The sequence below is a fragment of the Bacillus sp. CH30_1T genome, assembly GCF_008364765.1.
In the GTDB taxonomy this organism is placed as follows: domain Bacteria; phylum Bacillota; class Bacilli; order Bacillales; family Bacillaceae_B; genus Rossellomorea.
Genome location: NZ_VTUY01000002.1, coordinates 355239 through 377789, shown reverse-complemented (window position 1 = coordinate 377789; position 22551 = coordinate 355239). Strand labels below are relative to the sequence as shown.

General features: G+C 41.2%; 29 protein-coding genes. 19 read left to right on the top strand and 10 right to left on the bottom strand.

All coding sequences use genetic code 11. From position 1 onward, the window contains the following. Positions 1–57: 57 nt before the first annotated feature. From F0342_RS04965 to gvpU, 16 genes are all read left to right on the top strand, one after another. Positions 58–1236, top strand: a complete 1179-nt coding sequence (locus F0342_RS04965; protein WP_149154896.1) for a ParM/StbA family protein — start codon at positions 58–60, stop codon at positions 1234–1236. Between the two features lie 9 nt (positions 1237–1245). Further along, entirely contained in the window at positions 1246–1842 is a 597-nt protein-coding gene (locus F0342_RS04960; RefSeq protein WP_149154895.1) for an uL1 family ribosomal protein, read from the top strand. Positions 1843–2230: 388 nt separating this feature from the next. Then, entirely contained in the window at positions 2231–2491 is a 261-nt protein-coding gene (gene gvpA, locus F0342_RS04955; RefSeq protein WP_060674023.1) for a gas vesicle structural protein GvpA, read from the top strand. A gap of 50 nt (positions 2492–2541) precedes the next feature. After that, entirely contained in the window at positions 2542–3033 is a 492-nt protein-coding gene (gene gvpT / locus F0342_RS04950; RefSeq protein ID WP_149154894.1) for a GvpT/GvpP family gas vesicle accessory protein, read from the top strand. 36 nt (positions 3034–3069) lie between these two features. Then, on the top strand, positions 3070–3543 hold the full coding sequence (gvpQ, locus tag F0342_RS04945; protein ID WP_149154893.1) for a gas vesicle protein GvpQ: 474 nt from the start codon (positions 3070–3072) through the stop codon (positions 3541–3543). 21 nt (positions 3544–3564) lie between these two features. Continuing rightward, positions 3565–3825 carry a gas vesicle protein GvpJ gene (gene gvpJ, locus F0342_RS04940; RefSeq protein ID WP_034764908.1) on the top strand — a complete coding sequence of 87 codons (261 nt, stop codon included), beginning with the start codon at positions 3565–3567 and terminating at the stop codon, positions 3823–3825. 81 nt (positions 3826–3906) lie between these two features. Further along, entirely contained in the window at positions 3907–4173 is a 267-nt protein-coding gene (gene gvpO / locus F0342_RS04935; RefSeq protein ID WP_149154892.1) for a gas vesicle protein GvpO, read from the top strand. A 28-nt stretch (positions 4174–4201) separates the two neighbouring features. Continuing rightward, positions 4202–5125, top strand: coding sequence for a gas vesicle protein GvpN (gene gvpN, locus F0342_RS04930; protein WP_149154891.1), 924 nt, complete (start codon positions 4202–4204; stop codon positions 5123–5125). 14 nt (positions 5126–5139) lie between these two features. Then, entirely contained in the window at positions 5140–5904 is a 765-nt protein-coding gene (locus tag F0342_RS04925; protein WP_149154890.1) for a GvpL/GvpF family gas vesicle protein, read from the top strand. Beyond that, on the top strand, positions 5904–6158 hold the full coding sequence (locus tag F0342_RS04920) for a gas vesicle protein GvpG (RefSeq protein WP_148970609.1): 255 nt from the start codon (positions 5904–5906) through the stop codon (positions 6156–6158). The genes F0342_RS04925 and F0342_RS04920 overlap by 1 nt, the downstream gene beginning before the upstream one ends. A gap of 10 nt (positions 6159–6168) precedes the next feature. Continuing rightward, positions 6169–6975: a GvpL/GvpF family gas vesicle protein gene (locus tag F0342_RS04915; protein WP_149154889.1), complete on the top strand. Its 807-nt coding sequence runs from the start codon at positions 6169–6171 to the stop codon at positions 6973–6975. A 23-nt stretch (positions 6976–6998) separates the two neighbouring features. After that, positions 6999–7274 (top strand): gas vesicle protein, encoded by a 276-nt coding sequence (locus tag F0342_RS04910; protein ID WP_044340208.1) that lies wholly within the window; start codon positions 6999–7001, stop codon positions 7272–7274. Continuing rightward, on the top strand, positions 7240–7524 hold the full coding sequence (locus F0342_RS04905) for a gas vesicle protein K (RefSeq protein WP_148970611.1): 285 nt from the start codon (positions 7240–7242) through the stop codon (positions 7522–7524). The genes F0342_RS04910 and F0342_RS04905 overlap by 35 nt, the downstream gene beginning before the upstream one ends. Positions 7525–7546: 22 nt before the next feature. Then, a complete protein-coding gene (locus F0342_RS04900) occupies positions 7547–7876 on the top strand; it encodes a gas vesicle protein (protein WP_149154888.1) in 330 nt (109 codons plus the stop codon). Between the two features lie 15 nt (positions 7877–7891). Continuing rightward, positions 7892–8701, top strand: a complete 810-nt coding sequence (gvpT, locus tag F0342_RS24705) for a YtxH domain-containing protein (protein ID WP_188048408.1) — start codon at positions 7892–7894, stop codon at positions 8699–8701. 20 nt (positions 8702–8721) lie between these two features. Continuing rightward, positions 8722–9123, top strand: a complete 402-nt coding sequence (gene gvpU / locus F0342_RS04890) for a gas vesicle accessory protein GvpU (RefSeq protein WP_149154887.1) — start codon at positions 8722–8724, stop codon at positions 9121–9123. A 149-nt stretch (positions 9124–9272) separates the two neighbouring features. Here gvpU and F0342_RS04885 read toward each other — a convergent pair whose 3' ends face one another. From F0342_RS04885 to F0342_RS04860, 6 genes are all read right to left on the bottom strand, one after another. Further along, complete coding sequence (locus tag F0342_RS04885; RefSeq protein WP_149154886.1) at positions 9273–10628, bottom strand: GntP family permease; 1356 nt, start codon at positions 10626–10628, stop codon at positions 9273–9275. A gap of 13 nt (positions 10629–10641) precedes the next feature. Next, positions 10642–11778, bottom strand: a complete 1137-nt coding sequence (locus tag F0342_RS04880) for a glycerate kinase (RefSeq protein ID WP_149154885.1) — start codon at positions 11776–11778, stop codon at positions 10642–10644. Positions 11779–11909: 131 nt separating this feature from the next. Continuing rightward, the gene (locus F0342_RS04875; RefSeq protein ID WP_149154884.1) at positions 11910–13067 is read right to left on the bottom strand and encodes a CdaR family transcriptional regulator; all 1158 of its coding nucleotides are present in this window, start codon (positions 13065–13067) and stop codon (positions 11910–11912) included. 571 nt (positions 13068–13638) lie between these two features. Then, positions 13639–13896 carry a GlsB/YeaQ/YmgE family stress response membrane protein gene (locus tag F0342_RS04870; RefSeq protein WP_113969324.1) on the bottom strand — a complete coding sequence of 86 codons (258 nt, stop codon included), beginning with the start codon at positions 13894–13896 and terminating at the stop codon, positions 13639–13641. A gap of 75 nt (positions 13897–13971) precedes the next feature. Beyond that, a complete protein-coding gene (locus F0342_RS04865; RefSeq protein WP_262481648.1) occupies positions 13972–15441 on the bottom strand; it encodes a phospholipase D family protein in 1470 nt (489 codons plus the stop codon). Positions 15442–16090: 649 nt separating this feature from the next. Next, complete coding sequence (locus F0342_RS04860; RefSeq protein ID WP_149154883.1) at positions 16091–17434, bottom strand: MFS transporter; 1344 nt, start codon at positions 17432–17434, stop codon at positions 16091–16093. A gap of 145 nt (positions 17435–17579) precedes the next feature. Between F0342_RS04860 and F0342_RS04855 the strand changes: the two genes are divergently transcribed. Next, positions 17580–18251, top strand: coding sequence for a haloacid dehalogenase type II (locus tag F0342_RS04855; RefSeq protein ID WP_149154882.1), 672 nt, complete (start codon positions 17580–17582; stop codon positions 18249–18251). A 19-nt stretch (positions 18252–18270) separates the two neighbouring features. Here the strand turns inward: F0342_RS04855 and F0342_RS24700 are convergent, their stop codons facing one another. After that, a complete protein-coding gene (locus tag F0342_RS24700) occupies positions 18271–18417 on the bottom strand; it encodes a hypothetical protein (protein WP_188048407.1) in 147 nt (48 codons plus the stop codon). A gap of 149 nt (positions 18418–18566) precedes the next feature. Between F0342_RS24700 and F0342_RS04850 the strand changes: the two genes are divergently transcribed. Further along, positions 18567–18896: a CHY zinc finger protein gene (locus tag F0342_RS04850; RefSeq protein ID WP_395940661.1), complete on the top strand. Its 330-nt coding sequence runs from the start codon at positions 18567–18569 to the stop codon at positions 18894–18896. 59 nt (positions 18897–18955) lie between these two features. Then, complete coding sequence (gene msrB / locus F0342_RS04845) at positions 18956–19900, top strand: peptide-methionine (R)-S-oxide reductase MsrB (protein ID WP_149154880.1); 945 nt, start codon at positions 18956–18958, stop codon at positions 19898–19900. Between the two features lie 42 nt (positions 19901–19942). Here msrB and F0342_RS04840 read toward each other — a convergent pair whose 3' ends face one another. The 3 genes from F0342_RS04840 to F0342_RS04835 form a co-directional block, all read right to left on the bottom strand. Continuing rightward, positions 19943–20455 (bottom strand): DinB family protein, encoded by a 513-nt coding sequence (locus F0342_RS04840; protein WP_188048406.1) that lies wholly within the window; start codon positions 20453–20455, stop codon positions 19943–19945. 153 nt (positions 20456–20608) lie between these two features. Beyond that, entirely contained in the window at positions 20609–20740 is a 132-nt protein-coding gene (locus tag F0342_RS25295) for a hypothetical protein (protein WP_262481647.1), read from the bottom strand. A 156-nt stretch (positions 20741–20896) separates the two neighbouring features. After that, positions 20897–22438, bottom strand: coding sequence for an FAD-dependent oxidoreductase (locus F0342_RS04835; RefSeq protein WP_149154878.1), 1542 nt, complete (start codon positions 22436–22438; stop codon positions 20897–20899). Between the last annotated feature and the right edge of the window lie 113 nt (positions 22439–22551).

Genomic DNA, 22551 nt, shown 5'->3' with positions numbered 1-22551 from the left:
GAGTAAGAGTTGAAATTTTTTGACAAATAATTACTCATGAATGAAAGGATGATTTTAATGACGAATTCACGAATTGCAGCCATTGACGTTGGTAATGATTCTCTTAAAGGTATATTTGGAAAGATGGACGGTGAGGTGAATATTCCGAACGTCATCGCGAGGGATATTGAAGATCGTCCAATTATCGGCATCGAGGAACTGGATACACAAGACCCACTAGACGGCATACATATCCGTGTCCACTCCCCTACTCTGAAAGATAACAATGCGATTTATCGTGTCGGGAATCTGGCGACGAAGAGCAATAACTCTACTGAACTGGATCCGGGAAGCAGCAAATCGGAAGAAGATCAAACACTGATCATGCTGTTTGCTTCGATTGCTCTTGATGCAGCACGCAACGACTCTGATTTCAAAAAGAATAATAAGGTAATAGAAGCAAACTATACATTGGGTACGGGTCTTCCCCTTCGCGAAGTAAAGGAAGGGAAAGATGTCGGGTACCGTTCAAGATTATTAGGTTCCGTACACCAAGTTGAGTTCCTGGTAACCCCCCGCTACCAAGGGATCAAAGTGAATATTAAATTTGATGAAGTAAAGGTATACCCTGAAGGCTTCGCAGCATTCATCAACCTTGTAATGGATAACAATCTGAACATCATTAATAAAGACCTTATTGATAAGCGTATCTTAATTCAAGATATCGGTGGGTTATCGACGGATATCGCGGTCATTAAGGATCGAAAAGTAGACGATGATAAAGCCCAAGGATTTAACCTTGGAGTTTCTGAATCTCTTGAATGGATCCGTGAGGAAATCCGCTCAAGACATGGTATTGAGCTCGACAGCCGCCGTGATGTGGTCGAAATCATCACGAAGAAAAATGATCGCAATCATATTATGGTCAAAGGAAGTCGTACAAGCGTACACGACATCGTTGACCGTATTATGCTTGAACTTGCTAAAAAGCAATACCGTCACCTGCGCAATATGTGGCAAAAGAATTCTCAAACGGAAATCTGCTATTTCATTGGTGGGGGATCAAGCGTCCTGAAAGAGTATATCAAGACGCTAAATAACAATCTTGATGGGTATAATATCGACTTCTTTGAAGATGAGAAGGAAAGCATTTGGATGATGGCCAATGCTTATTACAAGCTGATTGCTGACTTTTCAAGAAAGACCCAAAAACAACAAACCCAGAAAGAAGAACAAAAATTAGCGAAAACCAAATAGGGTGATGGTATGAATGGAAAAGGGATGTCGAGGGGACAACCGATTACGTTTCGAATTCCTTCTGATACACCTGATCATGTATTAAAGCATTTACAAAAGCTAAAGGAAACGGAAAAACGAAATTTCTCCAGCAAAATTGCAGAGCTAGTATTAAGTGGAGTAAATGATACGATTTCCAAGCAGAGAGAAGCCATTACGATTCCCCTTCCGAAGGGATTGGATAAATCCCAGCGTGACTGGTTGAAGCATGAACACTCAGAAGCGCTGTTGGGGAGTATCGTGTACCAACTGCTTTCAAACCCGGTTCGTACAGCCTCTCTTCTAGCTTCCTTAAGCAGCAATTCGTTGGATATCGATGAAGCGCTCTATCTTCAGGAAGAATCTGCAGCAAGTCACGATTCATCAGGAGAGTGGTCTCTTGATCAAGTGATGGATGATACACCGGAAGAAGATGTAATGGATGAGCGTTCTTACTCTACTGACGAAGAATTGGACAACTTTGACTGGGACAGTGCCATGAAGCCCCAGGAAACCATTGAAGAAGAACCAAAAGAAGAAACGATGGAAGATCTCTTAGGCGATTTTCTTTCTCAAATGAATAAATAGGAAAAGAACCAGAAGCAAAGCTGAAAAGCGTGATGCTTCTGGTTCTTTTTTTTAAAAAAAGGTCTTTCATGAGAATTATTTACTCCCTTCCCTCGATAAAAATCACACTCTTCCCTTAAATTCAACCCGATTTCAGCTTTTGAAACTGTAATCAATTTGTCTTATTTGAATTATTTTTTCTTCAGAAAACCTTACAAGCCAGATAACTATAGGAGAGAAATGTTACAAGGTGAAAAAAACGCACTGAAACATGTATAAAAAATGGCAGTTCACTTCAAATAATTTCCACCTCCTGGTTTAGCCTAGGTGGAAATCGAGGTAAACACCGATTAAACCGAATAAAACTTGCACCTAGTCATTGGCTACACCAATTAAGAGGAGAGATTCGATGAGTATTCAAAAAAGTAACGATAGCTCAAGTCTCGCAGAAGTAATTGATAGAATCCTGGATAAAGGAATAGTCATTGATGCTTTTGCCAGAGTTTCCTTAGTGGGAATAGAAATTCTTACAATTGAAGCGCGGGTCGTCATTGCAAGTGTAGATACATGGTTACGATATGCAGAGGCAGTTGGGCTCTTAAGAGACGAAGTTCAAGAAGAAGGTTTAGCGAAACAGGAAAATGAAAGAGGAACAGCGTTTAGTATTTAAACAAGTAATTTAAATATAGTTTTACTATTTTGGTAGAAAAGAGGATGAATATGGCAGAAACAAAAAGCAGTCAACAAGTAGATGAAGCGAAAAGCACTGAAGAAACCGAAGAGCAAAATGCTGAAAACAGGCAATCCATGAATTATGCGATTATCGGTGGAGTAGTCGGAGCTGGTATCGGATTACTTTCAAATCCAGGTACAGGTAAGAAAGTAGTGGACAGTTTAGGGAAATCAGAAGTGATGAAAGTTGCAAGTAAAGAGCTGCGAAGATCAGCACAGGAATTCCTGACAGAGCAAGCCATTATTACCTTGAGACAATCGGCTACCGGTTATATGAGCAAGCTGGAAGGCGGCTTGCTTGCACCAAAGAAGAAAAAAGAAGAGGCATCGGAAAACACTGATGCAAAGGCAGATAGCAGCGAGAATTCTTCCAATCAATCAGAGGAATTAGAAGAAATCAAAGAGGAAAACAAGAATTTGAATGAACGTCTAGAACGAATCGAAGAGATGCTTAACAGCTTGGTGGAATCCAAGAAATAATGATTCAGCCTCTCAAATCCCTAAAGGGGGCATTACATGAGTAAGCTGATGAAAAAAGCAGTTGGCAAGATGGCTAAAAAAGCATACGATCACGCTCCAGAGCCCGTAAAAGAGAAAGTGAAAGATACGATAAAAGAGAAAGCGAAAGAAACATTTGTGAACAGTGTTGAAGGCGGTATTCAATCAAAAGCAGGCGAAGCATCAGAGAAGTTAGAGAAGGCAAAAGAGAAAAATGCGGATAATGTTCATACCAAAGCTGAAGAAGCAAAGGAAAAAGTACAGGATGTCCTGCTTTCCGTTCGAGAAAAGTTAGGAAATGCCAAAGAAGCAGGAGAAGAATTTCAAAAGAAAATCTCTTCATCAAATGGTAAACAAACAAAAATTAGTGGCGCAGGAAATATTAAAGGAGCAAGTGACATCAAGAGCTCCTTTAACATAAAAAGTTCTACTGAAATAAAAAGTTCAGAAAATATTAAATCATCAAAAGACATTAAGACTATCTGTTCATAAGCACCGGAAGGAGAATAACAATTGGCTATTCAAAAAAGTAATAATAGTTCAAGTTTAGCAGAAGTAATTGACCGAATTCTTGACAAAGGTATTGTCATAGATGCATTTGCAAGAGTATCTGTCGTTGGAATTGAAATTTTAACGGTGGAAGCAAGGGTCGTCATTGCCAGCGTAGATACATGGTTGCGTTATGCAGAAGCAGTGGGCCTACTACGAGATGATGTCGAAGAAAACGGTCTTGCTACACAGCAGAATGAAAGAAGCTCCCAGTTCAGCATTTAAATGGAGTGACAGCAAAAGAATATGTGTTTGAAGGGGGCCATTATTGGCACCCTCCCCCTTCATCTACAGTAGGAGGCAACTATGGTAATCAAAGAAATCATGAATAATGTGACGGATTTCTTCAATGAACATGTAGCTCCAGTCCATAAGATTACGTCCGTGGAATTGACAGAAGACGAAGGATGGAAGCTTCAAGTTGAGGTAATTGAAGAAAAAGAATATATGAAGAAATATGCTAAAGACGAAATGCTGGGAACATATGATGTTCTTCTTAATAAAGAAAAGGAAGTCACATCATTTAAACGACGGGATATCCGTTACAGAAGTGCCATCGGACAGGAAATGTAGTGGATGAGCGAGTAGGAGGGAATTGTAAGTGACGGTCTTAACAAAACGGATCAAAAAGGATAGCAGGGCATTAATACAAGACGATGAAACGAAAGAATTGCTTTCGCGCTCATTGCAATACCTTAAAGCTGGATATCCTGTACATTTTACAGGTCCTTCCGGAGCCGGAAAAACGTCTCTTGCACTCGCACTAGCAAAGAAGAGAAAAAGACCGGTGATGCTCATGAACGGAAATCATGAACTGAATAATAAAGACTTAATCGGTGATTTCACAGGTTATACGAGTAAAAAAGTGGTCGATCAATATGTTCGATCTGTTTACAAAAAGGATGAAAGTGTCACCGAGACATGGAGAGATGGACGTTTACTGGAAGCAGTAAAGAATGGCTATACCCTTGTATACGATGAATTTACAAGATCACAGCCGACAACGAATAATATTTTTCTATCCATTTTAGAAGAAGGAATCATTCCTTTATATGGATCAAAGCTAACGGAACCTTTTATTCGTGTACACCCTGAATTTGCAATCATATTTACTAGTAATCCTGCAGAATATGCAGGGGTTTATCAAACACAGGATGCTCTCCTGGATCGGTTAATTACCATTAGCGTAGATTACAAGGGAGCAGAACAAGAGGCAATGATTGTATCGGAAAAAGCAAACTTGGTTATGAGTGAAGCAAGAGCGATTACAACACTTCTCTCTACATTACGTGATCAATGTACCAACCAAATGAACGGACCGAGCTTGCGTGCTTCCTTAATGATCGCGAGGCTCGCTATTGAATCAGACATCCCCATAGACGGTAAGGATTCAGACTTTCAACGTCTATGTATTGATATAGTAGCACACAGTGTAAGTCGATGTATCGACGGAGAAAACCCACAAGAAATAGCAGAACAATTGATTATAGATGCATGCAAACGTATGAAGATATCTGAGGAATAAAGGAGAGTTTCATGATGAGCCAGGAAGAAATGGGAATTTATATATTTTGTGCCATTCAAACAGATGAAGAAGATCAATTTGGTTCCATTGAGGTTGAAGGCGAGGAACGCGAGACGTTCACGATCAGATATAAGGACGCCGCTATGGTAGCAGCAGAAGTACCGATGAAAATCTATCATCCTAAGAAGCAGAATTTACTCATGCACCAAGGTGCCGTATCACGGGTGATGGATCAAAAAGATACGGTCATCCCAATCAGCTTCGGGAATGTCTTTATATCAAGAGCCGATGTGCATGCTCTTCTAGAAAACCTTTATCCTCAGTTCGAAACCCTTTTCCCGGCAATTAAAGGGAAAATCGAGCTGGGCTTAAAGGTTATCGGTAAAAAGGAATGGCTGGAAGCGATGGTTAAAGAAAACCCGCAAGTAGAAAAAATGGCATCAGCCGTTAAAGGGAAATCTGAATCTGCCGCGTATTATGACCGCATTCAGCTTGGAGGAATGGCTCAGAAGCTATTTACTTCCCTTCAAAATGAGGTGAAGCAGGAAGTCTATGTCCCCCTTGAGGAAACAGCCGTATCAGCAAAGGCAAATGACCCTTCAAGTGAGAAAATGCTTCTCAACGCTTCATTCTTAATTGATCGGGACCAGGAAGAAGTCTTCGATCAAAAGGTGAACGAAGCCCATGAAAAGTGGAAGGATAAGGTCGAATTTAACTACACTGGCCCATGGCCGGCTTACAATTTTGTCAATATACGCTTGAAGGTTGAGGAAGGCTAATGATTCATAAATTGGTGAGTGCACCAATTAATTTAGTCATTAAAGTCGGCGAAAAGATTAAAGAAGAAGCAGACAAAGAATTATACGACCTTCCTACCATTCAACAAAAGTTGATTCAGCTTCAAATGATGTATGAATTAGGTGAAATTCCTGAGGAAGCATTCCAGGAAAAAGAAGATGAGTTACTAGCACGATATGAAATTGCGAAACAGATGGAAATGGAGCAATGGGAAGAACTAACGAAAAAGAAATAAGGGTGATCAGATGAGCGATTTACTTTATTTATACGGCTTAATCCCAACAAAAGAAGCAAATGAAAAAGCACTACCCTCCATGAAAGGATTCGATGGAGAAGGTGAACTATATACGATTGAAATCGGCGAAGTGACAGCAATTGTCTGTGATCTGCCACCGAATGAATACTCAGAAGAAACCATTAAGGACAAAGTTGATAACGACATGGACTGGCTTCAGGAAAAGGCGTTTCATCATCACGAAACCGTACTGATGGTTTCAAAGATGTATACCATCATTCCCCTGAAGTTCTGTACATTGTACAAGAACGAGGATAGCCTTAAGTCCACGATTGAAGGCAGTCGAAACAAGCTGGAAACGACCTTTACACAGCTGGATGGCAATGAAGAGTGGAACGTCAAAATCTACTGTGACGATAAGCTGCTGAAGAAGCAGGTAAGCGAGAGTAACCCGTCTATCGAAGCCAAAAGAAAAGAAATCAGTGAATTACCAAAGGGCAGGCAGTTCTTTGAAAAGAAAAAAATCGATCAGCTGATTGATCGGGAACTTGAAAACGAAAAGAATCGACGCTGTGAAGAGGTTCATGAAAAACTGAAGGAACATTCCCTCCATGGAAATATCAAAAAAAATTGGAGTAAGGATGTAACAGGCAGACAAGAACATATGGCTTGGAATAGTGTGTTTCTCCTTCCAGTATCCAATGTTGATGAATTTGTAGAGGAAATTAAGCAATACGAAGAAGAACTGGGACACGCAGGTTGGAAAATTGAAGCATCCGGACCTTGGCCACCTTATCATTTTTCTAGTTTTTCTTAATTACAAAATAAGGAATGAGAAATATGACAGTAAGAGAATCGATAGAGAACAAAGATATTGCACTTATAGATATATTAGATGTCATTCTCGATAAAGGTGTGGCGATAAAGGGAGATTTGATTATATCCATTGCAGGTGTCGATCTCGTGTATCTGGATTTGAGAGTGCTGATTTCCTCAGTTGAGACATTGGTTCAACACAAGCAAGGAACGCGTAAAACGGTAACGTCCGATCAATTCGATAAAGAAAGGGAGGGATTGATTCATGCCACAGGCCAGCGGGACAAATGGGCGAATTAATTTCGACCCGGAAAAAGCAGAACAAGGCTTAGCGCAACTTGTATTGACCGTTGTAGAACTATTAAGGCAAATTGTCGAAAGACATGCAATGCGGCGTGTTGAAGGCGGTACTTTAACGGATGAACAAGTGGAGAATCTGGGCATTGCCCTTATGAATCTCGAAGAAAAAATGGAAGAGTTAAAAGAGGTATTTGGTCTTGATGCAGAAGACTTGAATATAGACCTTGGTCCTTTAGGGAGCTTAATGTAAGGCCGATTAAGGAGGTTACATGATGGGAATGGAGCATCCGGTACAATCCAACACAATAGTGGATGTATTAGAAAAGATATTAGATAAAGGTGTGGTCGTAGCAGGAGATATTACGGTGGGAATTGCCGATGTCGAGCTGCTTACGATTAAAATCCGCTTAATCGTTGCTTCCGTAGATAAAGCAAAAGAAATAGGCATGGACTGGTGGGAAAATGACCCCTATTTAAGTTCCAAAGCCGCAGATAACAACACGAAAGTACTTGAAGAGGAAAATAAGAAATTACAGGAACGATTGGAATCACTTGAGAAGAAACTGGATACGAACCGTCTGAACCAGGCGGAAACAAACTAATTGGAGGTTTTACCGATGGCAGAAAAAAATACGCAAAACACGACAGTTGAGAATCAAGGACAAGAAAAGAATTCAACAAACGAGTACAAAACAAGAAGAAGCGGCCCTATTAAGAGAACCGTAGCTGGAAGTCTGTTGGGAGCAACTGTAGGATATCTGGCAACACCTGAAAATGGAAAAAAACTTTTAGATCGAATCGATCAAGAGAAAATTAAAAGCAAAAGCCTGGACTTCGGGAAAGCAGCAAAAGAAAGATCCAGAAAAGCTGCTGTGTCATTAAAATCATCAACAACCAACCTGTTTAAGCGTGATAAAGATGAGGAAGTATCTGAAGACACGGAGACGGCCGTAAATTCAGCTGAAACGAACAGTTCTGAAGAAGAGTCGAACCAGGACTATGACGCCCTTAAACAAGAAAATGAGGAACTTCAGAACCGCTTGCAGCAATTAGAAGAGAAAATGAATCAAATTGCCGCGACTCGTGAAGATGGAAGTGATGACGAGGAAGACGAGGATGAAGAAGAAACCACTTCTAGAAAGAAAGCTTCTAAAAAGTCTAAAGAAGAAGCGACAGATGAAGAAGATGACGATGAAGAAGACGAAGACACTAATGAAGATGAAAACGAAGAAGACGATGATAGCGACGATGAGGAAGAAGTTTCAAGCAAGAAGAAATCAAACGGTAAGTCAGGTTCAAAGGGTAAGAAGCGTTCTACCCGCAAGACAAGCGCTAAAAGTAAAAAATCTGCTAAAAAAGATGATGATAAAGACGAAGATCAAGAAGAAGATACAACACTCTCTACCGAAGATGATACAGTAGCTTAACGTAAAAAGGAGATGTGAAAATGAGTTTAGAATCAGGTACAGGGAAGGATAGCATCTTAGAATTTTTTGTACAAGCATCAAACAAGCATGACTTTTCATTAGACATCACGTTAAACGTCAAAGGAGCCGTCATAACAGGTACTCTCGTTTCTGCAAAGGAATACTTCCACTCATTAAGTGAAACCTTTGAGGATGGCAGTGAAGTGGCCCAAAAGCTGAGTGAGGAGCTGGCCAAGGCCGGCGAGTCAGTAGATGAAAACCAGAGCGCTGAATCCCATTTCATTCATTTGAAGAACACCAAGGTGTACTGTGGCGACAGTAAGCCAACCCCTTCCAAAGGGAAAATCATGTGGCGTGGGAAAATAAGCGAGGTTGACGGTTTTTTCTTGGGGAAGATTGCAGAATCGAAGAGTAGTAAATAATATAAGTCTAAAAAGCAACTGAGCTCTAGTTCAGTTGCTTTTTTCGATTTGTAATGATAGAAATAATTATTTCCCGGGGAGGAACTGACTTTTTTCGACAAAAATCTCCATTCCAATAAATTGGAATGGAGTAGATGTGATTGACCTAGTTACACAAGGATGACCCATAGCAATAAAGTGAATACAAGAGCCGTTAAACCCTGAACCAGCGTAGCTGCAGTTTGCGCCTTATAAGCATCTGTGACTTTCATTCCGCTGAATTGGGTTACAACCCAGAAATAACTGTCATTGACATGACTGACTGTCATAGCCCCTGCACCAATGGCCATAACGACTAAAGCAAGAGGCACGGCTCCATCAATCCCCATTTGTGGAAGTAATGGAGCTATCAGGGATGAAGTAATGACAAGTGCAGCGGTAGAAGATCCCTGAGCCGATTTTAATAGAGCTGCAACAATAAATGGAATGAGCAAGACCAGTGCACCGGAAAGTAATCCCCCGTCGGCGATTCCTTGAATCAATTCAGCAACGGGAGTCGCCTTGATAACGGAACCGAATGCTCCTCCTGCGCCTGTGATTAATAGAATATTGGTTGCGTCTTTCATACCTTGAGTTACCCAGCCATTCAGGGTTTCTTCATTCCATTTCGGCATGAGGGCAAACGCAGACAGGACACCTATAAGCAAAGCAACAACAGGGGAACCGATGAATAAGAGAACATCCGCTGCTCCGCCTTTCCATTGAAAGAAGCTGACGACTGATCCTGCACCAATCAATAGGATGGGAAGTACAATCGGAGCAAAGGATTTGAACGTTGAAGGAAGTTCCCCAAAGGATTTGACAATCTCATCATAATCCAGATCCAGTTCTTCTTCACCTTCGATTTCAATTTTACTTGCGACCTTAATGGCCCAAAGATAACCTGCTAGAATCGTAGGAATGGCTACAATCAACCCGATTAAAATAATGGTTCCTAAGTAGTCGCTGGCACCGATGTTTCCAGCTGCGGCAATAGGACCTGGAGTGGGCGGTACCAGAGTATGGGTGGCATATAACCCTGTTGCCAGTGCAACAGACATGGAAGCTAAGGCTACTTTTGCACGCTTTGCCAAGGCTTTTTTTAAGCTTGAGAGAATGACGTATCCGGAGTCGCAGAAGACAGGGATACTCACAATGGCACCGATTAGGGACATGGCCAGTTGAGGTCTCTTTTCTCCCACTAAACGCAGAACCACTTCTGCCATTCTGAGAGCGGCACCTGATTTCTCTAGAATCGTCCCGATAATGGTACCGGCAACGATGACGATACCAATATACCCCATTAACCCTCCAAACCCACCATTGACTGCTTCTACGACGGTATTCAGTGGTAAGCCTGCAAATATACCAACCAAGAACGCGGCAAACAATAACGATAGAAAAGGCTGAAGCTTCAATTTTGCCGTTGTGAAAATGATAAATCCTACCCCTAATACAATGACCGTAAATAACCAGATTCCTGACATAAGATTTCCCCCTTTATCTTTCTCCCTTTGTTACGTGTAAAATTCGTGCGATGTTCCTTGTTTCATGGTAAAGCAGTTCTTCAGCCCGATTGATGCTCTCTTGTAGAGCCATTGGGCCAATGGAAATGGAATGACAGCTGGAAAACACTCCATATAGATTTTGATACCCTTCTCCTAAGCTCCCTGCGATTAGTGATACTGGAGTATGGTGCTGTTTTGCAATGGTTGCAATATAGGAGGGGAGTTTACCAAACAATGTTTGATGATCACTTTGTCCTTCACCGGTGAGAATCCAATCAGCCTCCCGAATGGCAGTTGAAAGATTGGACGCTTCAGCAACAAGCTTTGCTCCGGATTCGATTTTTCCATTTAAATGTAGAAAGGCAAAGCCAAGTCCTCCTGCTGCTCCGGCACCCTTTGCGTCCCGGAAATTGATTCCTTTTTCATCTTGAAGTAATTGACTGAAGTGAAATAGCTGGTGATCAAGCGCCTTCACCTGTTTCTTAGTGGCTCCTTTTTGGGGACCAAATACAGAAGAGGCTCCTGTTTCTCCGCATAAAGGGTTCTCAACATCTGAAGCAATGTGAAAGGTACAGTCTTTTACAAGGGGATGAAGGGTACTCCAATCCACTTTAGAAATAATCTCCAGATCCTTTCCGAAGGACCCGACTGAATTACCTTCTTCGTCATAGAAGGTAACCCCGAGAGATTGAAGCATACCGAATCCTCCATCATTCGTTGAGCTCCCGCCAAGAGCAATAATGAAGCTTCGATGGCCTTTCTCTATGGCTGATGCAATGACTTCCCCAATGCCATACGACGTTGTGTGGTAGGGATTGCGTTTTTTAATCGGCACCATTGGTAACCCTGCAATGGAAGCTATTTCAATAACGGCTGTTTTTTGATCCCCTAACACACCGTACTCTGTGGGAACTTTTTCTCCTAAGGGACCGGTTGCAATCGTTTTTACTTTTTTTCCTCCCGTTGCGTAAATTAAGGTCTCAAGCGTTCCTTCGCCACCATCGGCCATGGGGATGACGTTCGTTTTAAAGCTCGAAGATTCATCAAGAAAGGCTTTTTCCATAATAGTTCCAACCTCGAGTGAGCTTAAACTTCCTTTAAATGAATCGGGGGCAATAAGAATATTCATAGCGGCACCTTTTTTCAGAAAATATAATCTATTCTTTCATTTAACCAATTTAAGTAAGCGGTTACAATGTGGATTCATCTAAACAATTCTCCAAAAAATGAAAAAAGATTGTGCATGTGCACAATCATATTTTACAACTCTTTATTCATCTCCTGGATAATTAGGATAAACCGAAGTAATATGGCGTCATCAAATTGCCGTGGGTTTAAACCTGTCAGTTCCTCGACACTTTCAAGCCTGTACAGGAGGGTGTTTCGGTGAATATGTAATGAGTTCGCCGTTTCTTTCATGTTTAATTGGCAATCGAACAATCGTTGTAGTGTATGTCGCAAGGTAGTACTCAATTGAAGGATTCGTTCATAATAACGGTTCATAAATTCCTTACGTACATCAATGGGGATTTGCTTGATGAAATCCATGATCCCCCATTCCTGGATATGAATATAGTCGGTGAACTGCGGAAAGCGTTCCTGTAATTCTAGGGAGTTGTGTGCTTCCAAATAAGATTTTCTGTACCCGCTAACTCCTGAATATACATTGCCTACAGCCGTTTTCACCTTGACATGCTTTTCCTGTAAATGGTGTTGCAAACGCTTTGCCAGAATTATCGCCTCATCCTCAGTGGGGCAAATACTTGAAGGGATTCCTATGACGCAGTGGGAGTCGGTAATGAAGGATTGAAAGTGCACCTTTGGTAATTGAAGCTTCATTCTCCTTAATAGCTCTTCTTTGACCATTGGTAAAGGAAGGTTGGTTGTAGAGTGAGCCAATAAGTCGTCAAACTGAACCAACAAAATTTGGACGTTTTGGCTGGTTTCAAGATGTAAGTAGTGATGAGCAAATGCTTCATTTTTTCTTTCATCAAAATAATGAGGATGCACCAAATCTAATAACCAATTATCCATTAATGTTTTTTGATGCTGCAATTGATTGTGGAAATGAACCTGTTGAAGCATAACTTCAACGGTGATTTTCACGATTTTCACAAACTGATCTAATTCTTGTGGAGAACCTGTAACCCCAACGACGCCGATCATTTCTCCCAGGAACTCAATAGGGAGATTGATGCCTTCCTTGGAACCATGATACTTACCTAAATCGTGCTCAGAAATGATTAATGGTCTTTTTTGTTTGAGGACATACAGAGCTCCTTCATGTACCTGATTCATACGTGAAGAATCAGTGCTGGCAACAATGACGCCGGACTCGTTCATGATATTAATATTAGTACTAACGATGGTTTTTAATTTTGAGATGATTGGATAAGCTAATTCTTCTGTTATATGCATGTGAAACACCTCGTCATTCGTCTTGGCTTTATTCTAGCATATGTTTTCTTTCTACATAATCGGGTATAGATTACTATACAAAGGAGGTTACCTGCATGAAACGTTTAATTGGAAGACTGATCAAATGGGGACCTATTATTTACCCGTTCTATAAGAAGTATCGGAATAAAAGAAGACATAAGAAATCTATGACGTATTAAGAGGGCAGCCAATATTGGCTGTTTTTTTATATCTTTAAGGGCAAATGAAAAGAGGCTGGGACAAAACTAAAAAACCACGATAAAAAGACGAACAATAGAAGTGTAGGTTCTTCATACCGCTAATGATTTCCGTGCAAGACTACGCTTTCCGCGGGTAGCCCGTGAGCCTCCTCGGCAAGCCTGCGGGGTCTCACATAAGCTACTCTTCCCGCAGGAGTCTTCGTCTTGCACTCCAATCAACCGCTGGAAACAGCTAAAATCAAATGATTCGAAAATAAATAATAAACCCAAACAAATCTGCACACTAAGAAGCAGGTTTGTTCGGGTTTGACTTAGGATAAAAAATTTTTGTCCCAGCCTCTTTATTGTTTTTAATGAGTAGTCTTTCTCATTCCTCTTAGCAGTAAGCTTAACAGGAATACAAAGATGATAGCTCCGAGTAAGGCTGGAATGATAGCGATTCCTGCAAGTGATGGTCCGAAGCTTCCTAAGAGTTCGCCGCCGATCCATGCACCGATAATACCTGCGATGATGTTTCCGATGATTCCACCAGGAACGTTTTTGCCTAATATAAGACCAGCTAACCAACCGATTATTCCACCTACGATTAAGTACAAAATAATACCCATTTTTCTAACCTCCATGTAATGTTTTTTGTGATGTGTTGTTACTGATTTAATTCCCTTTTATTGTGAAATTTAAACCTAATAGGTCGTCACTTGGAAAATTTTTTGCAAGATATACATGACATATTTAAAGGCAGGTAGTTTATCCTGATATTTCTCATAATTAACGGTGTAGGTGCCATCTTCGTTGTTCCATATACGGTTAAAATACTGATCAATATTTGACATGGTTTTGCTATCAGTTGGTGCTACAATCTTTATGTTTTCTTCTAAGTTATAATCATCTAAATTTCTCGATGTGTAATTACTGGATCCTCCGATGACCGTACTCTCTTTTGCCCCTTTTATATAAATGAACTTAGTATGGTATTGTTCCTTATTGGTGTTGTACCAGCGAATCGTAATATGGTCATTGTCTAAGTTGTGCAGCTCTGATGCGATTGGCAGGTTGGGTAACCCTATCTTTTCTTGACCGAAGGCATTCTGATTAGGGTCAAGTACTAATCGTACTTCTACTTCCCGATCAGCAGCATCCCCTATGGCATCGATAATGTCCCGATCTGCAAGATAGAACATCCCGATCCATACTTCATCCCCTTTTTTTACTTTATTCATAGCATTTACGACACTTGTTTGAACCTTCTTTTCTGTAAGGATTTGTGCTTTGACGGAAGTTTCTGTAGAAGAAAGCTTTTTAATAGACTGATCTAAGTCTTCCTTGGTAGGAAATGCTTCGATGTTCCCTCCTGAAAATGCAGCCACTGCCTTTTCGGCTTTCACCATGTCCTTAAGAATGTCCCCTTTGACTTTGAATCCTATATTAGAGTGGAAACCGCTGGCGTCATGGGGGTTGGCGGAAAGAATTAGTCCCTCTTTCTCTGTAATGACGACTTTTCTGTGATTTGCCTTTACATTTAATAGTTTCAAATACGATCTCATGGTTACCTTGGGTGCAGATGAAGCCATAGGGTTAGGTAGCCAACCATAGCCATCCTGACCGAACCAGCCTAGAGCGGTCCTCCACACCCCTGAGTATAAGATGTTAGGATCCCTGAGGCGGTTTAAATCGGTATAAACGACTTCAGCCCCAAGGTCTTCTAAAGGCTCCAATTGATTAGCGGTGTGTGATCCATAGGTGGTGTTGACCACGTCACTGATGAAGACCACCTTCAGATCAGGCTTCTTTTTCATCTGTTGTTGAATCGTTTTCGTTAATTTTTCACTGATTTTAGGGTAAGCACGATCCCCTTTTGTGTAACCATTCACTAAAAATAAGTCCAGAATAAGAAAATCTTCTGCTTCTTCTATCGTTTGATAGACTTCATTAAAGATCGAATGGTCATAGTGCTCTTTCCCGTCTTTCTGGTATGTAAGGTCGTATATGAACTCAACATCCTTCTCCGGTATGGTATAGGTGTTGCCAACGTAGGATATCCCCGGAGGTAACGGCTTTACCCGGTGGTAAATCATGACGACTGAAAGGATCAATATGATGACACCCCCGATCCACCAGCTTTTCTTCTTATACCACTTTTTCTTTGCTTTCAATTGAATTCCCCTGTTCTGCTGTTTTTTCTTACTATACCCTTAATGGTAGCGGAGGAATCCATGATGGCTAAGATGAGCACTATTTTTTTACAAGGCTCTTTTCGCAAAGATTGTTGTTTTCTAATATAGAATCTGCGAGGGCCCTGTCAACCAGTTTATGCTGAATGGTGAGGGGAACTGCTCCGCTTGCAGCAGCGTTCGGCCGAGCCTCCTCAGCTTAGCCGAACGGGGTCTCGGCACGCCCAAAATCCGCCGGAGTCGCAGTTCCCCTCACCATCTTTAACAGAACTTTCTTGACAGAGCTTCAAGGTGTGCAAGAAAAAAATTCTTCTTTCTTAAAAGGTAAATCAATCTTTACTTACCTTAAATAGATTGTTTGCTAAAATTCTTGTTTTAATTGTTTTCCATTAAGGATTCATGCTCAGAAAGTTGATTCTCGCTGCAGGATGCTCGACTCCTGCGGGAATAGCTGGACAGGTGAGACCCCGGAGGCGCAGCCGAGGAGGCTCACCGCCAGCCCCGCGGAAAGCGAGCATCCTGTAGCGGAAATCAACTATTACTTTCTCCCTCTACAATAAGCAACAATTTTTACGAAAAGAGCCTTTTACAAAAAATAAGATCCAGGCAGAAATAATGCCTGGACCAGATCTTATTGATGGTTGATTCTCTTGCGGTACAAGAATAATAGAATAAGTGATAGAGTCATTAATCCGATCAGAACAAGGAATGTATTCTGAAAGGAACGGACCGGGAAATCTACTCCTCCCATCTCGACAATGATTCCTCCCAGAACAGAACCAGACGCACTGCCTACGAAGTGGGTAAGCTGTTTCATGCCGATTCCTGAAGCAATAAGCTCCTTACTCATGACACGGGATACTTCGTTGGTCGAGCTTGACGAAAGGCTTGAGAAGCCAAAGCTTGTAAACATATAAGCCAGCATTATCATGTATTCACTTTGGGGTGATAAGATATAAAAGATGCCGGTTGAAATGATCAGGAGAATATGTGCAAGGAACATCACTTTCATATTTCCATAACGATCAATCAATCTTCCGACATAAATAGCCGCCACTGCCGACAGCATCGCACCCGGAAAGATAATGAATCCGACTGCTGTCGGGTTTTTACCAAATACATGCTGAAGCATCAAAGGCATGACGATTAGAATCGCAAAGTGAGTGGCGAAACCCAGGAAACTCATATATAAAATCTGACGGTATCCTTTGTCCCGTATCAAACTGGGTTGAATAAAAGGTAGTTCGATCTTATGGATCCGAATCCACAATCCTCCAAAGAATACAACGGCACCTGCGAAATAATACCAGTGGAAAGTTGAAATAAACAGCAGAAAGAACGTAATTCCGATTCCGGTTAAAAGGCCACCCCATACATCAAAGTACCCTTTCCTGGTCGTCTCATCCGGCAGGAAGCGGTATAGTACAGGTATCATTCCAAGGACACATAACGTGATTAGAAATAAATAGTTCCAACTTAAATAATCGGTAATCACACCACCTACGACGGGCCCTAATCCAAAGCCCAGTGAAGAAGCTGAGGCAATCATAGCTAATGCCCGACCACGTCTTGCCATCGGGACAAAACGTCCGGCGAACACCATGGATAGACCGGGGATGGCTGCAGCACCTGCCGCTTGGAATATACGGGAGAGCAATAGCCAGGTAAAGGTATGGGCAAAGAAGCCTATGAACGATGCCAGCCCGAAAATGGAGATGCCTAAGGTAAGCAGCCTCCTGATCGGTATATAGTCTGCGAGGCGTGTATACGTGATGGTACAAATGGCGAGTACGATGGAATATCCCGATACGATCCAGGCTCCTTCAGAAGGGGCTAAAGAGAAATCCTTTAAGACATTGGGGAGTGCTACATTAAACATGGTGGTATTCATGACTACGAGCCAGACGGTTAAGCTCAAGAACAGAATCGTCTTTGTATAGGAAGGAGATGCCTGTGCATGTGGTTCTGCATTCATTGTGACCACCTCCATTAGATATTTAGATACTCGAAGTAATATATCATAAAAAGCGTGAATGTGAAATGAATTCGCTTTGGTGTGAAAAAGTTTAATTAATCTAAAATGGTCTATTATATAAGAAGAATGAAAGAGGAGGATACGTATGTCAAATCTTAATATAAAGGCTTTTGTGTTCGATGCGTATGGAACACTTTTTGATGTTCATTCCGTCATTGAAAAGTGTAATGAACTCTTTCCAGATAAAGGGGAGGAAATCAGCCAGGTTTGGCGTCAGAAGCAGTTGGAGTATAGTTTTTTACGTCAATTAATGGGGACGTATACGACTTTTTTTACAATAACGAAGGATGCTCTCCATTATGCGGCTAAGCAAGCAGGAGTTGATCTTACCGAAGGAAAAGAGAAGGAATTGCTGGAGGCTTACTTGGAATTAGACCACTACGAAGAAGTAGGGAGTGTATTGAAAGAACTGAAACCTTATCAAAAAGCCATCTTTTCCAATGGTTCACTGGATATGCTTTCTCCTCTCGTTGAGCAATCTTCCTTTGGGCATTTACTGGATGAGGTTTTGACAGTTGATGAAGTGAAGCAGTTTAAACCGACCCCGATGTCTTACCAGCTTGTTCTTGAAAAGCTTGGGGTCAGAAGAGAAGAAGTACTGTTTATGTCTTCTAACCCATGGGACATTGCAGGGGCGACGAACTTTGGATTCTATACGGCTTGGATCAATCGTCAGGATAAAGTGATGGATGAATTAGGGGTAAGACCTCATTTTGAATATAAGGATTTAAATGGGATTCTAGAGCATATGAATTAATGAAAAGGGACTGTTTTTCTTACGAATAGCGTATCGTAGGAGAAATCAGTCCCTTTATATTTGGCTGTATCAGTCCAAATGCAATGACTTCATGATCCTCCATTAGAATATGCTTCACTACTTCTTTTCTTGTTCGGTTTGCAGCTCCAAACACGATCAATTTCAAGAATCTTCCCCTCCCTTTCTCTTACTATTCATTGTATAGTACAGATAGGTCAATAGACTAGAATATATAGGTAATAGATAACTAGTTTAAGATTTATGTAGGGAAATCGACTATATTTATCGAATTTTACTGCATGAAGGGGGATGAACATGACTGAAAAGTTGATTGAGGTATATGGCGTAGAAGTAGACTCTAAAACGAAATGCAAACATTACCGAACCCAAAAAGATATCATAGCAATTAAATTTAAGTGTTGTAACACCTATTATCCTTGTTATAAATGTCATGACGATCTCGCAGATCATGACCCTATTATTTGGTCAAAGAACGAGTGGAATACGAAAGCGGTTCTTTGTGGAGAATGTAAAAACGAGTTAACCATTTTACAATATATGAATTGTCAATCGGTATGTCCTCATTGTCGAGCCTCCTTTAACCCCGGGTGTCAGAATCACTATCATCTATATTTTGAAGGATGAATTTTGGAGAAAGATCTATAAACGAAGCGTGTTTCACGTGAAACGAAAGAGGTGAAGAAATGGAACTAGCAACGTTTGCTGGTGGCTGTTTTTGGTGTATGGTCGAGCCCTTTGATGAACAGGAAGGAATTAAACGAATTGTATCCGGCTATACAGGAGGTACATCCGCAAATCCAACATATAAAGAAGTGACCTCTGGGGAAACAGGACACTTTGAAGCGGTACAGATCACGTTTGATCCTATTCAGTACCCTTATGAGAAACTGCTGGATTTATACTGGAAGCAAATTGATCCGACTGATTCAGGGGGACAGTTTAAAGACCGGGGTGACTCCTATCGTACAGCTATTTTTTATCATAACGATAATCAAAAAAAGCTTGCTGAAGATTCAAAACGAAAATTGCAGCAGAGTGGTATTTTCACAAAACCTGTGGTGACGAAGATTCTCCCTGCAAGCGAGTTTTATCCTGCTGAAGATTATCATCAGGATTTCTATAAGGAACATGCCTTCCGATATGCTTTATATAAGCGTGGATCCGGGCGAGAAGATTTTTTGAAAAAGTATTGGGCAAAAGATCGATCCCATTTAAAGGAACAGCTCACAGAAATGCAATACTTCGTTACCCAGGAAAATGGAACAGAGCCACCTTACGAAAATGAGTATTGGGATAACACTGAAGAAGGTTTATACGTTGATATCGTTTCGGGTGAACCTTTATTCACTTCTAAAGATCAGTATGATAGTGGGTGCGGCTGGCCCAGCTTTACAAAGCCCGTCATGGATGCAAGCGTCAAAGAACAATATGACTTATCGCATCGTTCGACCCGGGTAGAAATAAGAAGCAGGGAAGCCGACTCCCATCTCGGGCATGTATTCACTGATGGACCTGGTCCAAAAGGACTCCGTTATTGTATCAATTCTGCTTCTTTACGATTTATTCCTAAAGGGAAATTAGAAGAAGAAGGGTATGGTGATTTTTTAATTTTGTTTAAAGGCAGTTAAAAGACATGGTAGCACAAGAGCCACCATGTCTTTTTTATCTTACTATCTTACCTTCAACCTTTTCCCAAAATTCTCGATTCCCTGCACTCGCTTAATGGATGTAATGGTTCCCTGGTGCAAGCCCTCATGCCAGTTAGCGAAGGAAAGAACTTCACCTAAAGTGGTAAACGTAGTATGTTCACCAAGAACAAACGGCTTCTCTCCTGTTTCGTCCAAACGACCGGAAAATGCTTCTTTCATCCTTTGTGGTTGTGCCTCCAATTTCTCACGAAGTTCATTCAGTGTAGGAGGTGTGAGCGTATTCCAGGTGTCAGGGCTCGTATTGAAGCCAAATAGCTTCCCGTATTCAGGCGGAAGTGTTTTACGGTTGTTTTCCCCTACAAAGGAGAATAACAGGTTTTCCTGAGACTGTAGAATATGTCCTAAATTCCATCGGATTGAATTTCTGAATCCAGGAGGCACTTCATCCGCCTGTTGTTCCGTTGTCGCATCGAGAGCAGCCAGTGTGCGAAGTCGGATGAATTCCATTTGTTGAAATAGCATTTGTTCTTGCATCATATTTTCCTCCTAATCAATTTCTCTATAACGTATTCGAGGTTGGTAGTGAGATTCCTCTACGGAAAGATGAACGGATCAGGAGAAATAAGAAAAGAATAACCTGACGCAGCGTTACTGCCGGTTATTCTTCATTCAAGCAGCTAGTCGTTACTAGTCTTGTGGTCGGTTTTTCTTTGTATTCGCTTGCCCGGTTGTAAACTCCACTAATTCAGAACTTGTTCGATTTTGTTTAGCATTATTATTACTTTGAGCATTACGGTTACCTTTTTTAGTGCGTCCCATTCAAAATCCCTCCCAAAATAGTAACTCAAGCATTTATAGTTTGAGACATAATCGAGGAAATATTCTTCGGTGTATTGCGACAAAATATGTCAAAATACTTTTAGGATTCGTTTTATTTCCCGGGCTATATTCGACAATAATCGTAAGGCCCGTCCCTCAATCGGTCACTTCAAACCTTGTAAGAGGTTTCTTTGCAGGACCTTCAATCACTTCTCCTTCAATGGAGAAGCGGGATCCGTGACAAGGGCAGTCCCATGTGTGATCTCCGTGGTTCCATTCGGTTTCACAGCCGAGATGGGTACAGGTGGTGTCTACGACGTGCAGCTTTCCTGAATCATCCCGGTACCCTCCACAGCGTCGTCCATTCAGGTTCACGACATCGGCTTCCCCTTTTTGGAGTTCCTGCGGTTTTTTAGTTGGTATTTGCAGTTTTCCTTTAATGAGTTGCCCTGCTACATTTAGGTTCTCTTTGAAGAAATGTTTGATGCTTGGATCTGCGACAAAACGGGAAGGAGTATATACGTCAGCATAAATATGGTGATTTCCTAAAATTTGTTCAGATAGAATTTGCCCTGCCAGAGTACCTGACGTCATTCCCCATTTTTTAAAGCCTGTGCCTACGAAAATGGAAGGATGCTTTTCCGTTAATTTACCGATATAAGGAATTTTGTCTAACGTGATAAGATCTTGTGCTGACCATCTATAACGAATTTCTTCAATTCCAAGCACTTCTTCACCAAAAACTTTGAGTGCTTTATAATGATCCATCGTATCCTTTCCTTGTCCTGTTTTATGATTATCCCCTCCGATTAGGACGAGATTCTCTCCAGTTTCATCCTCTTGAGAACGGAGGGAACGGGTAGGATCTTCTGCACTCAAGTACATGCCGCCAGGATAATCCTTTTTCGCTTTTACTCCAAGGATGTACGAGCGTTCGGCATGCATTTTTGTGAAATAAAGACCCATACCATCATAAAATGGGAAGTGTGAGCAGATGACAACATGCTCACTATCCAGATGATATCCGTCTGCCGTCACAACTTGAGTGGAGTCCCCTTCGTTAATGGTTTTAGCCGCAGTTCCTTCAAATATTTGACCGCCAAGTCCCGTATAAGAATCAATCAAGGCTTTAAGGTATTTTAAAGGGTGAAACTGTGCTTGATCTTTCATCACGACTGCGTTTTTAATGGATAAATCAATGGGAAGCTTTTTGACAAGTTCTCCTTTGATTTCTAACTTCTGATACGCCTCGTTCTCCTTCTCGATTTTTGTAGCGTATTGATCAGTAGTCGCGTAAACATACGAGTCCTCTTCTGAAAAATGACAATCTATATTTTCACTGGAAATCGTGTCTTTTATAAACTGAAGAGCTTTCGTCTGAGACAGATAATATTTCTTTGCAAACTCTTCTCCAAAATGCTGGATGAGCTCATCATAAATCAATCCATGTTGAGCAGAAATCTTAGCCGTTGTATGCCCCGTTGTTCCGTTCAATAAGTGATTAGCCTCAATGAGAGCTACTTTCTTCCCGCCTTTAGCTAACAGATAGGCAGTGGTGATGCCTGCTATCCCGCCGCCAACAACGGTTACGTCCACCTTGATGTTTTTATCAAGCTTTTTAAATAGGGGGAGTTTAGTCGTTTCCCTCCAATAGGGTTCCGGTGTTTTGGAAAAAGCATTTTGGTGTTGTGTGTCCATATGTACGCTCCTTTATCTTTCTATTCCTTACCATTCTTTCCTGAAATGAAGAAATAATAAGTCCGAAATAGGAAAAAAAGAGACTGGCTCCCATAATGGGTCAGTCTCTTAAA